Genomic DNA, 18,001 nt, shown 5'->3' with positions numbered 1-18,001 from the left:
AGTAGTCATATCACGCTAGAGCCTTGCGTAATTCACGCATATTGGAAAAAGGCAACGCCCCGGCATCAGCCAAAATTAAATGTCGGCCCACGGGCCCAAAACCCAACACGCTTATATTCGCCGCAACCGCCGCGCGAATGCCGGCAACACTGTCTTCAATAACCAATGCATCACGGGGGTCGACGTTATAAGCAGCGCACGCCGTTAAAAATACTAAAGGGTCTGGTTTCCAACGCCCTAACTCATAACAACTGAATATGTGCCCCTCGAAATAAGACAACAGTCCCGTGAGACGTAAACAGTGTTCTATTTTATTACGGGGCGCACTGGAGGCTACGCAAAAAGGTCGCGTCAGGCCCTCCAGTACTTCTCTTATTCCATCGGTAGGTTTTAACTGCGCCGTCAAATCGATCCGTGCACGCTGACGGAAAGCTTCTTCAAACTGACTGTCCAGGCAAATACTCAATACCCGTTCAGCTTCACGTAAGCAGTCGGCAATCTTGCGCCCACGAAAGCGCTCAATAAATTCTACTAAGTCAAGGCCCGTAGCCTCTGGTGCGTCACGACGTGCTTGTTCATTCAGCAGGGAGATCAATACAGACAGGGTGATTTCTTCGCTGTGTACAAGTACACCGTCGCAGTCGAAGATCACTAACTTAGGCACGCCCACGCGGACAGGCGCAGCCTCCTGAACTGGTAGTTCCCCTATAAAGGCCAATGGGTACATGGGCATCTCTTATAGGTATATCCGCGATGACTTCTGAACTACCAGCGGAGCACATTTAGGTGTGCTTATAAGACGCCTAGAGAAAAATCCTGTCAAACGATTTTTAGCGGTTTATTAATTGCTTTTAATTATCTATATTGTGTTTTTTATTCCTAAAAGCTAAGCGCTTCAATCGAAAAACCCATTTGCGACTGCTGAACTTCTACCGACACGTGTCAGTCAGCACAAAGGACTCTCATAGAACGGTGGGTGGGCAATGCAGATCTCCTTGCAGCAACAAGTGGCCCTGGTCACCGGCGCCAGTTCCGGCATCGGCGCAGGCGCAGCCAAGGCGTTGGCCGAAGCCGGCGCGGCCGTGGTGCTCAACTACAACTCCCAGGCGGCGCCAGCCGAAGCCCTCGCTGCGCAGATCAACGCAGGCGGCGGGCGGGCAATTGCCATCGGCGGTGACGTGTCCAAAGAAGCCGACGTGGAGCGCCTGTTCGCCCAGACCCTTGAGGCCTTCGGTCACCTGGACATTCTGGTGGCCAACTCGGGCCTGCAAAAAGACGCCAATCTGGTCGACATGACCCTCGACGATTGGAACACCGTGATCGGCGTCAACCTCACCGGCCAGTTCCTGTGCGCCCGCGCCGCCGTGCGGATCTTCAATCGCCAAGGCATTCGCGACGGCGTCTCGCGGGCGGCCGGCAAAATCATCCATATGAGTTCGGTGCACCAGGTCATCCCGTGGGCCGGGCATGTGAATTACGCAGCCTCCAAGGGCGGTGTGGAGATGCTGATGCGCACCCTCGCCCAGGAAGTCAGTGAACAGCGCATCCGCATCAATGGCATCGCGCCAGGGGCGATTCGCACGGCAATCAACCGTGCGGCCACTGAAGGCGCGGCTGAAAAAGAATTGCTCAAGTTGATTCCCTACGGCCGCGTAGGCGACGTGGAAGACGTGGCCAATGCGGTGGTCTGGCTGGCCAGTGATGCCTCCGACTACGTGGTGGGCAGCACCTTGTTTATTGATGGCGGCATGAGCCTTTATCCGGAGTTTCGTGGCAATGGTTGATTTCAAGAATGAACAACAGAGCGCCATCGATGCCCATGGCATCATCGGCGATATGCGTAGCGCAGCGCTGGTGAACGACAAAGGCAGCATCGATTTTTTCTGCTGGCCGGAATTCGACAGTCCATCAATCTTCTGCTCACTGCTGGACACGCCCGAAGCCGGTGTTTTCCAACTCACCCCCGACCTGCCCAACGCACGCCGCGAGCAAATCTACCTGCCCGACACCAACGTGCTGCAAACCCGCTGGCTGAGCGATGAAGCCGTGGTGGAAATCACTGACCTGCTGACCGTTGGCGAAGACGTCGACGACCTGCCGCTGTTGATTCGCCGCGTGCGTGTGGTCAGCGGCAAAGCCACCCTTCACCTGCGCTGCGCCGTGCGCCATGACTATTCCCGCGCACAAACCCAGGCGACGACCGACAACGGTGGCGTGCTGTTTACGGCTGACGGCCAGCCCGCCCTGCGCCTGGTCGGTAGCCATCCGCTGAACCTCGAAGACCACGCGGCAGTCGCAAGCTTTAGCCTGAGCCAGGAGGAAGGCGCCGAATTTGTCCTCGGTGGCGCCGACGACCCACGCGTCACCAATGACTGCACCGACCTGTACCTGGAACGCACTCTGAAGTTCTGGCGCGGCTGGATCGCGCAATCCAATTACCGTGGGCGCTGGCGTGAAATGGTCAACCGCTCGGCATTGGCCTTGAAGCTTTTGACCTCACGCAAACACGGCGCAATCATCGCTGCCGCCACCTTCGGCCTGCCGGAATCACCCGGCGGCGAACGCAACTGGGATTACCGCTACACCTGGATCCGCGACGCCTCGTTCACCGTTTACGCGTTTATGCGCCTGGGCTTTGTCGAGGAAGCCAACAGCTACATGCGCTGGCTCAAAGGCCGAGTCAGCGATTGCTGCGGCCAGCCGACCAAAATCAATATCCTCTACGGCATTGATGGGCGCCAGGAGCTGCCGGAAACCACACTCGATCACTTGACCGGGCACGGCGGCGCCAAGCCGGTGCGCGTCGGCAATGAGGCGTTCGACCAGATCCAGTTGGATATCTACGGCGAGCTGATGGACGCGGTGTACCTGGTTAACAAATATGGCGAGGCGATTTCCCACGAAGGCTGGAAACACACGGTGGAAGTGGCCGACCAGGTCTGCGAAATCTGGAACCAGAAAGATGTCGGGATTTGGGAGATGCGCGGCGAGCAGCATCACTTCCTGCATTCGCGGCTGATGTGCTGGGTGGCGCTGGACCGCGCAATCCGCCTGGCCTCCAAACGCTCGCTGCCGGCCCCATTCGCACGCTGGGACCAGACCCGTCAGGCCATCTACGCCGATATCTGGAGCAATTTCTGGAACGAAGAGCGCGGGCACTTTGTGCAACATATCGGCAGCACCGCACTGGATGGCTCGATGCTGCTGATGCCGCTGGTGCGCTTCGTCGCGGCCACCGACCCGCGCTGGCTGTCGACCCTCCAAGCAATCCAGAAAAGCCTGGTGCGTGACGGCATGGTCTATCGCTACCGCAACGACGACAGCCAGATCGACGGCCTGCAAGGCACCGAAGGCGCGTTTACTGCCTGCTCATTCTGGTATGTCGAATGCCTGGCCCGCGCCGGCCAAGTGGAGAAAGCCCACCTGGAATTCGAACAACTGCTGCGCTACGCCAACCCGCTGGGCCTGTACGCCGAAGAGTTCGACAGCCAGGCCCGTCACCTGGGCAATACGCCCCAGGCGCTGAGCCACTTGGCATTGATCAGCGCGGCGACGTTTTTGGACCGTAAGCTCAGTGGGGAAAAGACCGTGTGGCAACCCTGAGGTGGGCTGTGCACAATGGGCAGTCCCGTCGTTAGACTGCTCGGAAAACTTGGAGGTAGATGTGGGGTGGCATGCTTTTGCCAAAATCATTGATCGCGAGCCGGTTTTCGCGACACTAGCGCCATGAGCGGATTTCCTGCCCTCGCTACCCCGCGCCTGCACCTGCGAGAACTGCAAGTGAGCGACGCCCCCGCGCTGTTCGCCATCCACGCGGATGCCGCGAGCATGCGCTGGTTCGGCGTCGACCCGATGACTGACCTCCCCCAGGCCGAAGCCCTGATCGAAACGTTCGCCCAGTGGCGCACCCACCCAAACCCAGGCACACGTTGGGGCCTTGAACACCAAGGCAAATTGATCGGCAGCTGCGGCCTGTTCAAGTGGAACCGCGCCTGGAACAGTTGCGCTTTGTCCTGCGAGCTGGCACCTGCTGCTCGTGGGCAGGGCTTGATGAGCGAAGCCTTGCAGGCCATGCTCGATTGGGGCTTTGAGCATATGCAGTTGCATCGCGTCGAAGCCTTGGTGCACCCGCAGAACACTGCTTCTGTAGCGCTATTGAAACGCCTGGGTTTTAAAACCGAAGGCACATTACGAGACGCAGGGTTCTGGAATGGCCAGCGGCATGACCTGAGGGTGCTGGGGTTATTGGCGCAAGAGTGTATAGACAACCACTGAGAGGCCTATAACGATACCGATGCCACTTAACGCGCCCTGATATTCAAGGAATGAATATGATCCTGTGCCTAGAAAGAGATGTAAGCACACCGATCCGACCTATATTGAGCTGCAGCGAAACGTGGGAAAGCTACGATAAAGGCTTGATCAAATGTTGGGAGGTTGGTCGGGCACTGGCAACTGGATATTGACCCTGCGCAGGAGGTCCCTAAAACGTGCTCGCGTACTCACATGATGGTTACGTTCACGCCCGACAAAGCGAAGTACATCAATCAGACCACGGAATCTGAAGGTTAAGGAGCAGGACGCATGGATCTTCATAAGGAATTCGAGCGAAGCATTTTCTTTCACCAGGCACGTATTGACCGACGCTCTGCCGATGCATTGGTCGGGATTACCGCCGGCTTGACGGCTGATGGAAAAATCAACCAAAGGGAAGCCGAGTTTCTCAAAACTTGGATAGAGACCCATCTGATACAACTTGAAGATCCGGTCGTTAACATTCTTTATCAACGTCTCGCCAATATGCTGAGCGACGGTGTGCTGGATGAAGATGAGTCGAACGAGCTATTGGAAATGCTGCATCAATTCTCGGGCCTTCCAATTGGGGCGCCTCAGCGCACGACAGGCGTTAGCAGCCTGCCGTTGAACGACCCGGTTCCTGAGCTCGATTGGCAGGGCAGGGTTTTCCTGTTTACAGGAGTCATGGCATACGGCCCTCGCAAAGACTGCGAGTCGCTCGTACTCGAACGAGGAGGCGTGATCGGAAACTCTGTTAGTAAAAAAGTCCATTTCCTGGTGGTGGGCAGCATTGGCAATGAGCAGTGGCTCCACAGTTCCTACGGTACGAAAATCAAGAAAGCAGTGGCGTTGCGAAACAGCGGCGTTCCCATCGCAATCATCAGCGAAAGCCACTGGCAACAGGTGGTGTTCGGTTGAATCCCATCATTTCCATCCTCATTCACGTCCCAGACTGGCGCACCGCAACCGACGGGCTAGACAAGTCAGGCAACTGACTTCAAGCGTGCAATGCACCGTCATCGGCTTGAGCTAGAGTTCCAGCAACGTTGGCCTGACCCTGACCTGTGGCGAGCAAGCTCGCTCGCAACAGGTATCTATCGTTCGATCAATCATTTGGTATTTACACCATGAACCCACTCGCCCAGCTGCTCTACGTGCGCACCTCCATGCTCGACGTGGCCTATGAAGCCCACGGCCCCGAAGGCGGCGCGCCGATTATCCTGCTGCACGGTTTCCCCTACGACCCGCGTGGCTACGATGACATCGCGCCGGTGCTGGCCGAGCGTGGCTACCGCGTGCTGGTGCCTTACCTGCGCGGCTATGGCCCGACGCGGTTTATCAATGAGCAGGTCATGCGCTCCGGCCAACAGGCGGCGTTGGCCAAGGATTTGCTGGACTTCATGGATGCCCTTCACATCCCGCAAGCCACTTTGGCGGGATATGACTGGGGTGGCCGCGCCGCGTGTATCGTCGCCGCGCTGTGGCCCGAGCGCGTACGTGGGTTGGTGACGGGAGATGGCTATAACATTCAGGACATCGCCAACTCACTCAAGCCGGGTGCGCCCGAGACAGAGCATCGCTTGTGGTATCAGTTTTACTTTCACACCCAGCGCGGTGTGGACGGTTTGACTGCCAATCGCCGCGAGCTGTGCGAGCTGCTGTGGAAGCTGTGGTCGCCGACCTGGGCCGAAGGACCGAGCCTCTACGCCAAGACCGCGCCGTCATTTGATAACCCGGATTTTGTCGAGGTGGTCATTCACTCCTATCGCCATCGCTTCATGTACGCCCCCGGCGACCCGGCGTTGGAAGCCATCGAACAGGCACTGGCGCTGCAACCGCCGATCTCGGTGCCGAGCATTTCGCTGTGCGGTGCCGATGATGGCGTCGGCCCGGCCCCGGTCGAGGACGACGATGTGGCGTGCTTCAGCGGCGAGTATCGGCGCCAGGTGTTGCCGGGCGTTGGCCACAATGTGTTCCAGGAAGCGCCGCAGGTGACCCTTGAGGCGCTGTTTGAACTGCTCGCTCACGACACCGGCGAAAAGCGTTCGCGGTAAGCCTGGGGCGTCACCGATAACGCGCGCAGAAAGCTGCGGCGCAAGGTTTCTTCGCAGCCGAACCCGCACTGCACGGCAATGCGTTTGATTGACGCCGTGCTGTCGGCCAACTGCCGCCGCGCCGTTTCCACGCGGATCAGTTCGACGGCGCGTGCCGGGGTTTGGCCGGTTTCGGTGCGGTAGTGGCGCACAAAACTGCGCTCGCTCATGCCAGCCTGAGCGGCCAACGTGGCGATGTTCAAATCCAGGGTAAGGTTTTCGGCCATCCAGGCGTGCAAGTCGGCAAAACGGCTGTCGCCCTTTTGCAGCGATAACGTCGCGCTGAATTGCGATTGCCCGCCCGGACGCTTGAGGAACACCACCAAATGCCGCGCCACTTCAAGGGCGACGGCGCGGCCCAGGTCTTCTTCCACCAGGGCCAGGCACAGGTCGATGCCGGCGGTGACACCGGCGGAGGTCCACACCGCACCTTGCTGGATAAAGATCGGGTTGGACTCCACCGTCAGCGCGGGAAACTTGCGCGCCAGCTCTTCACAGCGCGTCCAGTGGGTGGCCACGCGGCAGCCGTCGAGCAAGCCGCTGGCGGCGAGCAAAAAAGCCCCGGTGCACACCGACGTCATGCGCCGTGTGTGCCTGGCCTTTTCGCGCACCCACTGCACCAACGCGGGGTCTTCGGCAGCGCCATACACGCCCCAGCCGCCTGCGATCACCAATGTGTCGCAGGGTGTATCCAGCGCGGGCAGCGGCTCGGCCACCAACGCCAGGCCAGCGGAGGTCATCACCGGCGCATCCTGCGCGGCGACCACCGAAACCGCGTAAGGCAACGGCAGGCCGCGCTGGCGCGCCAGGTCATTGGTTGAGGCGAACACCTGCAACGGCCCGGTCACGTCGAGCACTTGGGCATTTTCAAAAGCGAGAACGTGGATGATCCGGGTCATGATTGGCGTGATTTGTGGGCTCAATGGCGTATTCGCCAAAGCATAGGCCTCTACAGTGAAGCCGTCCACCCCTTTATCGGAGCTTGATTCATGACCTTGCAGATCGGTTTTCTGTTGTTCCCCGGTATCCAGCAGCTTGACCTTACCGGCCCCTATGACGTGCTGGGGTCGCTGCCGGATGTGAAGCTGCATCTGGTGTGGAAAGACCTGGCACCGATCACCTCCAGCACCGGACTGGTGTTCACTCCGACCATGACGTATGCCGACTGCCCGCGCCTGGATGTGCTGTGCGTGCCCGGCGGCTCCGGCGTCGGTGCCTTGATGGAAGACCCGCAAACACTCGACTTCCTCAAAGCCCAGGCGCAGACCGCCCGCTACGTGACCTCGGTATGCACCGGCTCACTGGTGCTCGGCGCGGCCGGTTTGCTGCGCGGCCGTAAAGCCACCACCCATTGGGCTTACCACGACCTGCTCGCCCCGCTGGGCGCCATCCCGGTGCAAGCGCGCGTGGTGCGTGACGGCAACCTGTTCACCGGTGGCGGGATCACTGCGGGGATCGATTTCGCACTGACCCTGGCCGCCGAGCTGTACAGTGAAGCCGCCGCACAGCTTGTGCAGTTGCAGATCGAATACGCGCCGGCACCGCCGTTTGACGCGGGCAGCCCGAGCACCGCGCCTGAACATGTGCTGGAAGAAGCCCACAAGCGCACGGCGGAATCGCGTCGGGTGCGCGGTGAAATTGTGGCGCGGGCGGCGGCGCGGTTGGGCTGATGGCACCTGCGCAGCAAATTCTGTGGCGGTAGTGCTGTAATGGCGGTGGGTCAGGCAGGCCGGGACATAAACGCCAACCGCGCCGCCAATAGCGTCAGCACGGTCGCCAGGCCCCATTTCTGCAGCCTGGCGCTGTGGCTGCTGCCCGCAAACACTCGGCTTATCGCCCCGCCAAAAATGCCCAGCAAGGCGTGGAAAACCCCGGCGATCAGGGTCAGAACGCCGCCCAGCACCCACAGCTGCATGGCGATGGAGCCGGCCTCGGGCCTGACGAATTGGGGCAGGAACACCATGAAAAACAGCAACGCCTTAGGGTTGAGCAAACTGTTGAGCATGGCCTGCACAAACACATGCCCTAAACGCACGCGCCGGACCTGGCTCATGTCCAGGCCGGTGTTTTTTTGCAAGGTCTTGAACACCAGCCACAGCAGGTAGATCACCCCGGCGTAACGAATCAAATCAAACGCCGGCGGCCAACTGGCGACCAAGGCGGTGACCCCACTGGCCGTCAAGGCGGTCAACAGCAAATCCGCCACGCAGATCCCCAGGCTTGAAGCCACGCCACCGCGCCAGCCATAACTCACGCCATGGCTGATCACAAACGCCATGTTCGGCCCCGGCGACAGCAGCAACAGCAAAACAGCGCCGGAAAACACCGCAAGGGTTGCAAGGTCGATCATGCTCAAGCCCTCCACCAGAGAAAGCCTGCAGATTAAACGGCGCGCCGTGCGGCAACAAAAAATTGTGCTGGATACATTCTTCGCCAACGGTCATGTCGGGTGATTGCTCATTGCCACAACCAACGATTAGAATGCGAAACATTATCAATAATACCCTGCGTCAGGATGCCCCTGTTGAGCGACCATCCTCTGGACTCTTCCGCTATCGGCCAGCTCTACCATGCCCATTCTTCCTGGTTACGCGGCTGGTTGAGCCGGCGTACGGGCTGTCGTGAACATGCCGCTGACCTGGCGCAGGAAACCTTTGTGCGGCTGCTCAACGCGCGCAAACAACAGACCTTGCAACAACCGCGCGCCTACCTGAGCAGCATTGCGCGCAGCCTGATGATCGACCAGTACCGGCGCCGCGAGCTGGAGCGCGCCTACCTTGAAAGCCTGGCGCACTTCCCGCAAGTGGATGTGCCGTCGGAAGAAACCCGCCGGTTGATCCTTGACAGCCTGGAGCGCATCGACCGCTTGCTCGACCAGCTCAAGCCACGAGTGCGCGAAGCGTTTTTGCTGGCGCAACTGGACGGCCTGACCTGCGCACAAATTGCCCTGCGTTTGGGCGTGTCCAAGGCCACGGTTGAGCGCGACCTGGCCAAAGCCCTGCATGCCTGCTACCGGTTACGTTATGCCGAACTTTGACCCGCGCCTGGTCGACCAGGCCATCCAGTGGATGATCCGGCTGCGTTTCAACATCGCCGATGACGTCAGCACTGCTGCGTTCGAACAGTGGCTGCAGAGCAGCCCCGAGCACCAACGGGTGTGGCAACGGGTGGCCACCATGAGCGATGAGTTCAGCCACGTGCCCGCCGGTGCCGGGCGCCATGCCCTCAACGGCGCACGCCAACGCATCAGTCGCCGTGACACCTTGAAGGTGCTGGGCCTGTTTGCCGGCGCCGCCGGCCTCGCCTGGCTCGGGCGCGACCACACGCCCCTGCCGGTGTTGATGGCCGACTACCGCACCGCCACCGGTGAGCGTCGTTGGGTGACACTCAACGATGGCAGCCAGATCCAGCTCAACAGCGCCAGTGCGATCGACGTTGCGCTCAGTACCGAACGGCGCCGGGTCCGCCTGCGCCAGGGTGAAATGCTGATCAACACCGGCGCCGACAGTCGACCGTTCTGGGTACAAACCCGTGACGGCTACCTGCGTGCCCTCGGCACGCGCTTTCTGGTACGCGAAGAAGGCCAAGGCACGTTGCTCGCCGTGCAACAAGGCAGCGTGGCGGTGTATGCCGACCTGTACGACAGCAGCGCGCGCCAACTGATCAACCCCGGAGAACAGGTGCTGTTCGACCGCACCCACCTGCGCCCACCGATCGCCAACGGCCTGGATCCCTGGGCCTGGAGCGACGGCGTGATCAGCGCCCACAACATGCGCCTGGATGATTTCCTCGCCGAGCTGAGCCGCTACCGCAACGGTTTGGTGCGCTGCAGCGAGGCCGTGGCCGGGTTGCGCGTATCGGGCACTTACCAGTTGGATGACACCGACCAGGTGCTCAACCTGGTGGCGCAGTCGCTGGCGGTCAACGTCACCTATCGCAGCCGTTATTGGGTGACGGTTACGTCCCGCGCTTAGTGCATAAAAAATAAATGAGGTTATTTCTCATTGCCGCTCGACCTGTAAGGAAAGGCCGATCAACAGGCCGGTTCTGTTCACTTCCTTAAAGGAGCATCCCGCGGTCATGCAAGCGTTCCCTTCCCAACGTTCCCCCCTCAAGCGCGCGGTGCAGGCCGCCCTGCTGGGCGCCTGCCTGAGCGACGGCGCCCTGCCGCTGGCCGTGATGGCCGAAACACTCGCCAACGACACCCAGGCACGCGATTGGCAGATTGCCCCAGGTGCGCTGGCCAACGTGCTGGACCAGTTCGCCCGCCAGGCCGGCATCAGCCTGTCCTACGACGCTACCAGCGTCGCCAACAAGTCGAGCCCAGGCTTGAACGGGCGCTATGAGCGCGAGCAAGCCTTGGGCGAACTCTTGCGTGGCCACGGCTTGCAGGCACAACGTCAAGGCGCAAGCACTTGGCTGCTATTGCCACACATCGCCGAGACCGGCGCGCTGAACCTGGGCGCCACCACCGTCACCGGCGAGCGTCTGGGTGCCACCACCGATGGCAGCGGTTCCTACACCACGGGCGCGGTCACCATCGGTAAAGGTCAACACAGCCTGCGGGAAACACCGCAATCGGTCAGTGTGATGACCCGCCAACTGATGGACGACCAGAACCTCACCACCATCGAAGACGTGATGGAACACACCCCGGGAATCACCGCCTACGCATCCCCCATGGGCGGTAAATATTTCTATTCCCGTGGCTTCAAGATGCTCGGCCAATACCAGTACGACGGCGTACCGCTGGACATGGGCAAAGACTACGTACAGGCCGACAGTTTCAGCGCCAACATGGCGATCTACGACCGCGTGGAAGTGCTCAAGGGCGCAGCCGGCATGCTCAAGGGTGCCGGTACCGCCAGTGGTGCCGTCAATTTTGTGCGTAAACGCCCCCAGGCCAAGCCGACCTCCAGCCTGTCGCTGGCCGCTGGCACCTGGGACAACTACCGGGCCGACGTCGACACCGGCGGCCCCTTGAATGACAGCGGCACCGTGCGCGGCCGCGCGGCATTCAGCCAGCAGGATCGCGGTTCCTACATGGATATTTCCAAACGCAAGGACCAGGCCTTCTACGCCGCGCTGGATGTCGACCTCAACCCCGACACCACCCTGGGGCTGGGCGCCAGCTACGAAGACATCGACGCCAGCCCGTGCTGGGGCGGTCTACCGCGTTACAAGGATGGCAAGAGCGCCAAATTGAGCCGCTCCACCTGCCTTGGCCAATCCTGGAACGACTGGCAAAGCCAGCGCGTCACCTTCTTCGCCGACCTCACCCACCACTTCAACGACGACTGGCAACTCAAGGTCGCCGCCGTGCATAGCCGCAACCTGCAAGACACCAAGTACGCCGCCAGCGAAGGCACTATCGCCTATGGTGATCCCGCGCCCACGGCCAATTCCTACGCCGCGCTGATGGACTACGATCACAAGGACTTCGGCCTCGACGCCTACCTGGACGGCAAGTTCGAAGCCTTCGGCCTGGCGCATGAACTGATCATCGGCGCCAACGGCAGCCGTGGCACTCAGGACGACGTCTACGCGATCCGGAATCTGCCGACTCGCCAGAGCATCTATCAACCCGACCACCACTTCCCGGAGCCGGCCAACGACACCTTCTGGCCGAATATGTACCGGGGCGGTACGGTCAAGGAAACCGCCACCCAATACGGCGCCTACGGCACCCTGCGCCTGCGCCTGGCCGAACCGTTGATGCTGGTTCTCGGCAGTCGCGTCAGTTGGTATGAAAACCGCCGTGAGTCCTTGAACCTGGCTTGGGGCGAGTGGGCCGACCAGGATGCGCGCACCAAGGAAACCGGGGTGGTCACGCCGTTTGCCGCGCTGATCTACGACCTCAATGACAACCTTTCGGTGTACGCCAGCTACGCCGATATCTTCCAGCCACAAAGCTCCTACGCCACGGTCAGCGGTTCGGCCCTCAAGCCGAAAATGGGTGAGAATTATGAGCTGGGTATCAAGGGCGAATGGTTTGACGGGCGCCTTAACAGTTCCCTGGCGCTGTTTCGCGCCATCGAAAAAAACGCCGCCCAAACCGATTTCATCACCCGCTGCGGCAGTTCCTCCGACGGCTACTGCTACACCGACACTGGCAAAGTTCGCGCCCAAGGGGTCGAGGCCGAGCTGAGCGGCGAATTGCTTGAACGTCTGCAAGTGTTTGGCGGCTACACCTACACGCAAACCAAAAACCTGAAGAACATCGACAGCGCAGCCGAAGGCGCGGTGTCCAACACCTACGTACCCCGGCATATGCTGCGTTTATGGGGCGACTACCAGTTGGACGGTGCCCTGTCAAAATGGACAGTTGGCGCAGGGGTCAACGCCCAGAGCAGTAACTACCGCCTGCAAACCATCAAACTGGAGCAGGCCGGGTATGCGTTGTGGAATGCGCGCATTGCGTATCAGGTGGACGACACCTGGACTGTGGCGCTCAACGGCAACAACCTGTTCGATAAAAACTACTACCAGACCGTGGGTACCTCAGGCTGGGGTAATCTTTATGGAGAGCCGCGCAACCTCACGCTGAGCCTCAAAGGCAACTTCTAAACATCACCAGTCCTTGCACCAGAGCCGGCAAGCCGGCTCTGGTTCGACAACCCCCCTTCCCCCGCCCTGCTTATGTCAAAAAAAGCTTTTTTCGCTGGCAGGCAAATCCCCACGTTTGTTCCTACACTCCAAAAAGCCATCATCGATTCTCGATTTTTCTGAAAACACGGCCTCTAATGTCAATAAATCGTCATACCATGGGTCTCATGAGAGCCATTGAGGGCGACGGCGGAAAAAAGCCAAAACATTGACACGGAACCTCAAGGAAGCCACTATTTAGCCATCATTCCGTAAATTCCTGCGTCTGAACAGGCATTACGTATTACCCAGCAACTGCAGTTGTTCGATTTGCACCACTTGTAAAGCAAACCTGCCTTATGGATGAGCAAAACGAACAGGAACGTTCTGGTGGTGTATTGAGGATCTGATCTATGCGCGGTAAATCGTCGGTCGATAGCCTGTTTTTGACTCGTCCCGGTTTCGTTGAGTTTTTTGTCGTCTTCGTCAAACTGATCCACGGCCTCACTGCTGTGGTGCCGGCAATTATCCTGTTGTTCTACCCGGAACCTGTCGCCGAGCACATGCGCAACCACTACCTGGGCCTGCTGGTATTCTTTGCGCTCTTGACCATCATTCTGTTCCAGGCCCTGGGGGTGTACTCCGAGGATCTGTTCAGCAATCGCCTGCGTTTTCGCGTGATGCTGGTGGCCTGGGTCTCGGCGTTTTGCATCTTGCTGTTCATGTACCAGATCCTGCTGCTGTTCCCACAGTTGAGCCCACGCAACCTGACGGCCTGGTTCTCCATGAGCCTGGTGCTTTTTGGCGTGGAGCGGATATTGATGCTGCGCCTGTATCGCCATTTGATGAAGAACGGCAAGTTCTTGCAACGTACGGTGATCCTGGGCTTTACCGAGACGGCGGTGCATGTGGCTGAACACCTGTCGCGCAACAGCGATATCCGTTCCGGCCTGATCGGCTTTATCGACGACCGTACCGAGCGCATTCCCAAGGAATTGAGCCGCCTGCCCTTGCTGGGCAATACCCGCGACCTGGAAAAGCTGATCCGCTCCGAACAGGTCAGCCAGGTCATGATCACCCTGCCCTGGGCCGCCGAGCAGCGTATCAACGGGCTGGTCAAGCGCCTGCGGCAGATGTCGGTGAACGTCATGCTGGTGCCCGACATGGCTGCCTTGCGTTATGGGCATAACCGCATCACCGATGTGGGCGGCATCCTGATGTTCAATACCTCGCAGTTGCCGCTGCGCGGCTGGTCGCCCTTTATCAAGCGTTGCGAAGACCTGCTGCTGGCCAGCATCGGCCTGTTGTTGCTGTCACCGGTGATGCTGGCGACGGCCATCGCGATCAAGCTCGATTCCAAGGGCCCGGTGCTGTTCCGCCAGAAGCGCTTTGGCTACAACGACAACCTGATCCGGGTGTTCAAGTTCCGCTCGATGTACGTCGAACAGACCGACCTGAACGCCGAGAACCAGACCACACGCCAGGACCCGCGCATCACCCGGGTAGGCAGGATCATTCGCAAGACCAGCATCGATGAGCTGCCACAACTGTTCAACGTGCTGCTGGGCAATATGTCGATGGTCGGCCCGCGCCCTCACGCCACGGCCACCAAGGCCGCCGGGGTTCCGTTCGAGCAAGCGGTCAGCGAATACAGCTCACGCCACCGGGTCAAGCCAGGCATCACCGGCTGGGCACAGATCAATGGCTACCGTGGCGAGACCGACACCCTGTTCAAAATCCAGAAGCGAGTCGAATACGACCTGGAATACATCGCTAAATGGTCGGTGTGGCTGGATCTGTACATCGTTTTCATGACGGTTCCGGCCGTCCTTTCCACCAAGGAAGTCTATTGATGAACCCTCTTAACGGATTGATCCCGTGCATCATCTCCGGTGGTTCGGGCACGCGGCTGTGGCCGGTTTCGCGGCAGAACATGCCCAAACCCTTCATGCGCATGCGCGACGACCAGAGCCTGCTGCAAAAGACCTTCCTGCGCGCCAGCCACTTGCCAGGGGTGGAGAGCATCCTGACGGTAACCAACCGCGACCTGCTGTTTCGCACCCTCGACGACTACCGCGCGGTGAACACCCAGCGATTGGCCCTCGAGCTGCTGCTGGAGCCGTTTGGACGTAACACCGCCGCCGCCATCGCCGTGGCCGCCTTGCATGTGCAGGAGCATTTCGGCGCTGAAGCGCAGTTGCTGGTGATGCCCGCCGACCACCTGATCCTTGATGAAGCGGCCTTCGCCCAAGCGGTAGAAAAAGCCCGCGCACTGGCCGAGGCCGGTTACCTGGTGACCTTCGGCATTCAGCCTGACCGTGCCGAAACCGGCTTTGGCTATATCGAACAAGGCGCAGCGTTAGGGGCCGGGTTTCAGGTCCGGCGCTTTGTCGAGAAGCCCGACCTGGCCACCGCCCAAGGCTATTTGGACGGCGGCAAGCACCTGTGGAATGCCGGCATGTTCTGCTTCAAGGCTGCCAGCCTGTTGGAAGAATTGGCCAGCCACGCCCCGGCAGTCCTGGAGGCTGCCAAGGCCGCACTCGAGCACAGCCAGAGCCTGCAGAACAGCAGCAGTCGCCAGCGTGAACTGAGCCCGGAAGGTTTCAGTACCGCGCCGGACATCTCCATCGACGTGGCCCTGATGGAAAAATCCGCAAAGGTCGCGGTCGTGCCCTGCAACATTGGCTGGAGCGATATCGGCTCCTGGGAAGCGCTGCGCCAACTCACCCCCAGTGATGACAATGGCAACCAGATCAATGGCGAGGCGATCCTGCACGACGTGCATAACTGCTACATCGACTCGCCCAAGCGGGTACTCGGTGCAGTGGGCGTGCGCGACCTGATCATCGTCGACACCCCGGACGCACTGTTGATCGCCGACGCCCACCGCAGCCAGGACGTGCGCTATATCGTCGCCGAACTCAAGCGCCAGAATCACCCGGCGTTCAGCCTGCATCGCACGGTCACCCGCCCGTGGGGCACCTACACGGTGCTGGAAGAAAGCACGCGCTTCAAAATCAAGCGCATTGTGGTCAAGCCCAAAGGCTCGCTGTCCCTGCAAATGCACCATCACCGCAGCGAGCATTGGGTAGTGGTCAGCGGCGCAGCGATGATCACCAATGGCGAGCGCGAGATCCTGCTCAACATGAACGAGTCCACCTACATTCCCGCCGGCCACAAACACCGCCTGACCAACCCCGGCATCATTGACCTGGTGATGATCGAGGTACAGAGCGGTGAGTACCTGGGCGAAGACGACATCGTGCGTTATGACGACATCTACGGCCGCGCTCCGGTGGAAGTGAAACCCTGATGCGCACGTCCCTGATCATCCCCACCCGCAACGCGGCCAGCCATCTGGACCGCCTGCTGCCAGCGCTGCGCATGCAGACCTTGCAACCGGACGAGATGCTGGTGGTCGACAGCGCATCGAGCGATGACACCGTGGCGCGCTTTCGCGAGTTTGGCGCGCGTGTGGAGGTGATTGATGCCCGCGACTTCAACCACGGCGGCACACGGCGCTGGGCCAGTGAACAGGTGGGCGGCGACGCTTTGATCGTCATGACCCAGGACGCGATCCCCGCCACGGCCGAGACCTTCACCAACCTGATCGCCGAATTGCAACGGGAGCCGCTCAATGGCGTGGCCTACGGCCGGCAACTGCCGCACCCCGGTGCAGGGGTGCTGGGGGCACAGTCGCGGCACTTCAATTACCCGGCGGCCAGCCGCAGCAAAAGCCTGGCCGATGCACCGCAGCTAGGGATCAAGACCTGCTTCAGCTCCGACTCGTTTTCGGTGTACCGGCGCAGCGCCCTGCAGGCGGTGGGTGGTTTTCCCCAGGATGTGATTGGCAGCGAAGACGCCTACGTCGCCGCACGCATGTTGCTGGCCGGCTACCAGGTGCGCTACGCCGCCAGCGCGCAGGTGTATCACTCCCATGATTACCGCTTGCTGGACGAGTTCAAGCGCTACTTCGATATCGGTGTGTTCTACGGCCGCGAGGCGTGGATTCGCCAGGCGTTCGGCGACGCCGGCGGCGAAGGTAAACGTTATGTGCTGGCCGAACTGCGCGCATTGCGCGAGGCCAACGCGCTGCACCGCGCGCCGGAAGTGGTGGTGCGCAGCGCCTTTAAATTGCTGGGTTATCGCCTCGGCCACCTTGAACGCCACTTGCCCAACGCGCTTAAACGGCGCCTGGGCATGTTTTCCACCTACTGGACTTGAGCCGTCATGAAGACTACCAACCGACGTTCCCGTCTTACCCTGCTCAGCCTCTTGAGTGCCTCAATCTGGCTGGCGGGCTGTTCGACCCCCGCGCGGGTGCCGCTTCCTGACAACAATACGCTCAAGGCCGGCCATCAAGCGGCGCTGACCCTGGCCGACCTGCCACCGCCGCAGGTGCTGATCCAGACCGGCGACTCGCTGCGGATCGTGCGCGATGCCCAGGAGCCGGCGGCGGCCGATGACATGACCGTATTCGTCGTGCGCCCCGACGGCGTGATCTCGGTGCCCAATATTGGCCGGGTCAAGGCCGCCTTGCGCACGCCCGAAGACCTGGGCAAGGAAATCACCGAGAAGTACAAGCGCATCTACCGCGAACCGGCGGTGACGGTGAACATCGCCAGCGCGCCGAGCAACAAGGTGTTTATCGGCGGTGCGGTGTCCAACCCGGCGTTTTTCGACTTGGCCGGCAACGTCAGCGTCGAGCAGGCGCTGCTCAGTTCCGGTGGTGTATTGCCCTCGGCGGATGCCTCCAACGTGGCCTTGCTGCGCACCGGGCCCGATGGCAAGTACAGGACGTACTTCATCAGCCTGGAAAGCATGTTGACCAACCCCAATCACCCGCGGGTGGCGTTGCAGCGCGGCGACTTGATCTTCGTGCCGCAGTCGGGCATCGGCGCGACGGTGGAGGCCGTGGATATGTACTTCACCAAGCTGTTTCCGGTTAGCAAAGGGGTTGGACTGGGCTTGAATTATCAGCTCAACAACAAGTCCGGCGATACCTTTGTCACCTTTCCAAAATGATT

The 18,001-nt window shown here is 60.3% G+C and carries 16 protein-coding genes and 1 pseudogene; 14 read left to right on the top strand and 3 right to left on the bottom strand.

Annotated elements, in window-relative coordinates; translation table 11 throughout:
• Positions 1-10 precede the first annotated feature (10 nt).
• Entirely contained in the window at positions 11-727 is a 717-nt protein-coding gene (locus HBO23_RS29540; RefSeq protein ID WP_170040668.1) for an HAD-IA family hydrolase, read from the bottom strand.
• A 256-nt stretch (positions 728-983) separates the two neighbouring features.
• Between HBO23_RS29540 and HBO23_RS29535 the strand changes: the two genes are divergently transcribed.
• The 6 genes and pseudogenes from HBO23_RS29535 (at position 984) to HBO23_RS29515 (ending at position 6,350) form a co-directional block, all read left to right on the top strand.
• Positions 984-1,784 carry a glucose 1-dehydrogenase gene (locus tag HBO23_RS29535; protein ID WP_017135320.1) on the top strand — a complete coding sequence of 267 codons (801 nt, stop codon included), beginning with the start codon at positions 984-986 and terminating at the stop codon, positions 1,782-1,784.
• Positions 1,777-3,603: a glycoside hydrolase family 15 protein gene (locus tag HBO23_RS29530; RefSeq protein ID WP_170040667.1), complete on the top strand. Its 1,827-nt coding sequence runs from the start codon at positions 1,777-1,779 to the stop codon at positions 3,601-3,603. Before HBO23_RS29535 ends, HBO23_RS29530 begins: the two co-directional genes overlap by 8 nt.
• Positions 3,604-3,726: 123 nt before the next feature.
• Entirely contained in the window at positions 3,727-4,275 is a 549-nt protein-coding gene (locus HBO23_RS29525; protein WP_170040666.1) for a GNAT family protein, read from the top strand.
• Positions 4,276-4,331: 56 nt separating this feature from the next.
• A pseudogene (locus HBO23_RS33995) lies at positions 4,332-4,572 on the top strand (hypothetical protein).
• Positions 4,573-4,584: 12 nt separating this feature from the next.
• Positions 4,585-5,214, top strand: coding sequence for a BRCT domain-containing protein (locus HBO23_RS29520; protein ID WP_138452028.1), 630 nt, complete (start codon positions 4,585-4,587; stop codon positions 5,212-5,214).
• A gap of 209 nt (positions 5,215-5,423) precedes the next feature.
• Positions 5,424-6,350 carry an alpha/beta hydrolase gene (locus HBO23_RS29515; protein WP_099550087.1) on the top strand — a complete coding sequence of 309 codons (927 nt, stop codon included), beginning with the start codon at positions 5,424-5,426 and terminating at the stop codon, positions 6,348-6,350.
• On the opposite strand, the gene HBO23_RS29510 is transcribed toward HBO23_RS29515, so the two are convergent.
• Positions 6,320-7,288 carry a GlxA family transcriptional regulator gene (locus tag HBO23_RS29510; RefSeq protein ID WP_017135325.1) on the bottom strand — a complete coding sequence of 323 codons (969 nt, stop codon included), beginning with the start codon at positions 7,286-7,288 and terminating at the stop codon, positions 6,320-6,322. The genes HBO23_RS29515 and HBO23_RS29510 overlap by 31 nt on opposite strands.
• 90 nt (positions 7,289-7,378) lie before the next feature.
• Between HBO23_RS29510 and inhA the strand changes: the two genes are divergently transcribed.
• Positions 7,379-8,059: an isonitrile hydratase gene (gene inhA, locus HBO23_RS29505; RefSeq protein WP_170040665.1), complete on the top strand. Its 681-nt coding sequence runs from the start codon at positions 7,379-7,381 to the stop codon at positions 8,057-8,059.
• Between the two features lie 50 nt (positions 8,060-8,109).
• Here inhA and HBO23_RS29500 read toward each other — a convergent pair whose 3' ends face one another.
• Entirely contained in the window at positions 8,110-8,739 is a 630-nt protein-coding gene (locus HBO23_RS29500) for a LysE family translocator (RefSeq protein ID WP_170040664.1), read from the bottom strand.
• A 171-nt stretch (positions 8,740-8,910) separates the two neighbouring features.
• Here HBO23_RS29500 and HBO23_RS29495 point away from each other — a divergent pair, with 171 nt between their 5' ends.
• The 7 genes from HBO23_RS29495 to HBO23_RS29465 all read left to right on the top strand — a co-directional run bounded on the left by HBO23_RS29495 (position 8,911) and on the right by HBO23_RS29465 (position 17,999).
• Positions 8,911-9,426 (top strand): sigma-70 family RNA polymerase sigma factor, encoded by a 516-nt coding sequence (locus HBO23_RS29495; RefSeq protein ID WP_170040689.1) that lies wholly within the window; start codon positions 8,911-8,913, stop codon positions 9,424-9,426.
• A complete protein-coding gene (locus HBO23_RS29490; RefSeq protein ID WP_170040663.1) occupies positions 9,413-10,363 on the top strand; it encodes a FecR domain-containing protein in 951 nt (316 codons plus the stop codon). The genes HBO23_RS29495 and HBO23_RS29490 overlap by 14 nt, the downstream gene beginning before the upstream one ends.
• A gap of 106 nt (positions 10,364-10,469) precedes the next feature.
• The gene (locus tag HBO23_RS29485) at positions 10,470-12,956 is read left to right on the top strand and encodes a TonB-dependent receptor (RefSeq protein ID WP_170040662.1); all 2,487 of its coding nucleotides are present in this window, start codon (positions 10,470-10,472) and stop codon (positions 12,954-12,956) included.
• Positions 12,957-13,387: 431 nt separating this feature from the next.
• Positions 13,388-14,827 carry an undecaprenyl-phosphate glucose phosphotransferase gene (locus HBO23_RS29480; protein ID WP_017135331.1) on the top strand — a complete coding sequence of 480 codons (1,440 nt, stop codon included), beginning with the start codon at positions 13,388-13,390 and terminating at the stop codon, positions 14,825-14,827.
• Complete coding sequence (locus HBO23_RS29475; protein WP_017135332.1) at positions 14,827-16,287, top strand: mannose-1-phosphate guanylyltransferase/mannose-6-phosphate isomerase; 1,461 nt, start codon at positions 14,827-14,829, stop codon at positions 16,285-16,287. Before HBO23_RS29480 ends, HBO23_RS29475 begins: the two co-directional genes overlap by 1 nt.
• A complete protein-coding gene (locus HBO23_RS29470) occupies positions 16,287-17,198 on the top strand; it encodes a glycosyltransferase (protein WP_017135333.1) in 912 nt (303 codons plus the stop codon). Before HBO23_RS29475 ends, HBO23_RS29470 begins: the two co-directional genes overlap by 1 nt.
• 6 nt (positions 17,199-17,204) lie before the next feature.
• Positions 17,205-17,999: a polysaccharide biosynthesis/export family protein gene (locus HBO23_RS29465; protein WP_170040661.1), complete on the top strand. Its 795-nt coding sequence runs from the start codon at positions 17,205-17,207 to the stop codon at positions 17,997-17,999.
• The last annotated feature ends 2 nt before the right edge of the window (positions 18,000-18,001 follow it).

It is taken from the genome of Pseudomonas sp. WS 5532, from assembly GCF_012985445.1.
In the GTDB taxonomy this organism is placed as follows: Bacteria; Pseudomonadota; Gammaproteobacteria; order Pseudomonadales; family Pseudomonadaceae; genus Aquipseudomonas; species Aquipseudomonas edaphica.
This window is presented reverse-complemented; position numbering and strand designations above follow the sequence as displayed.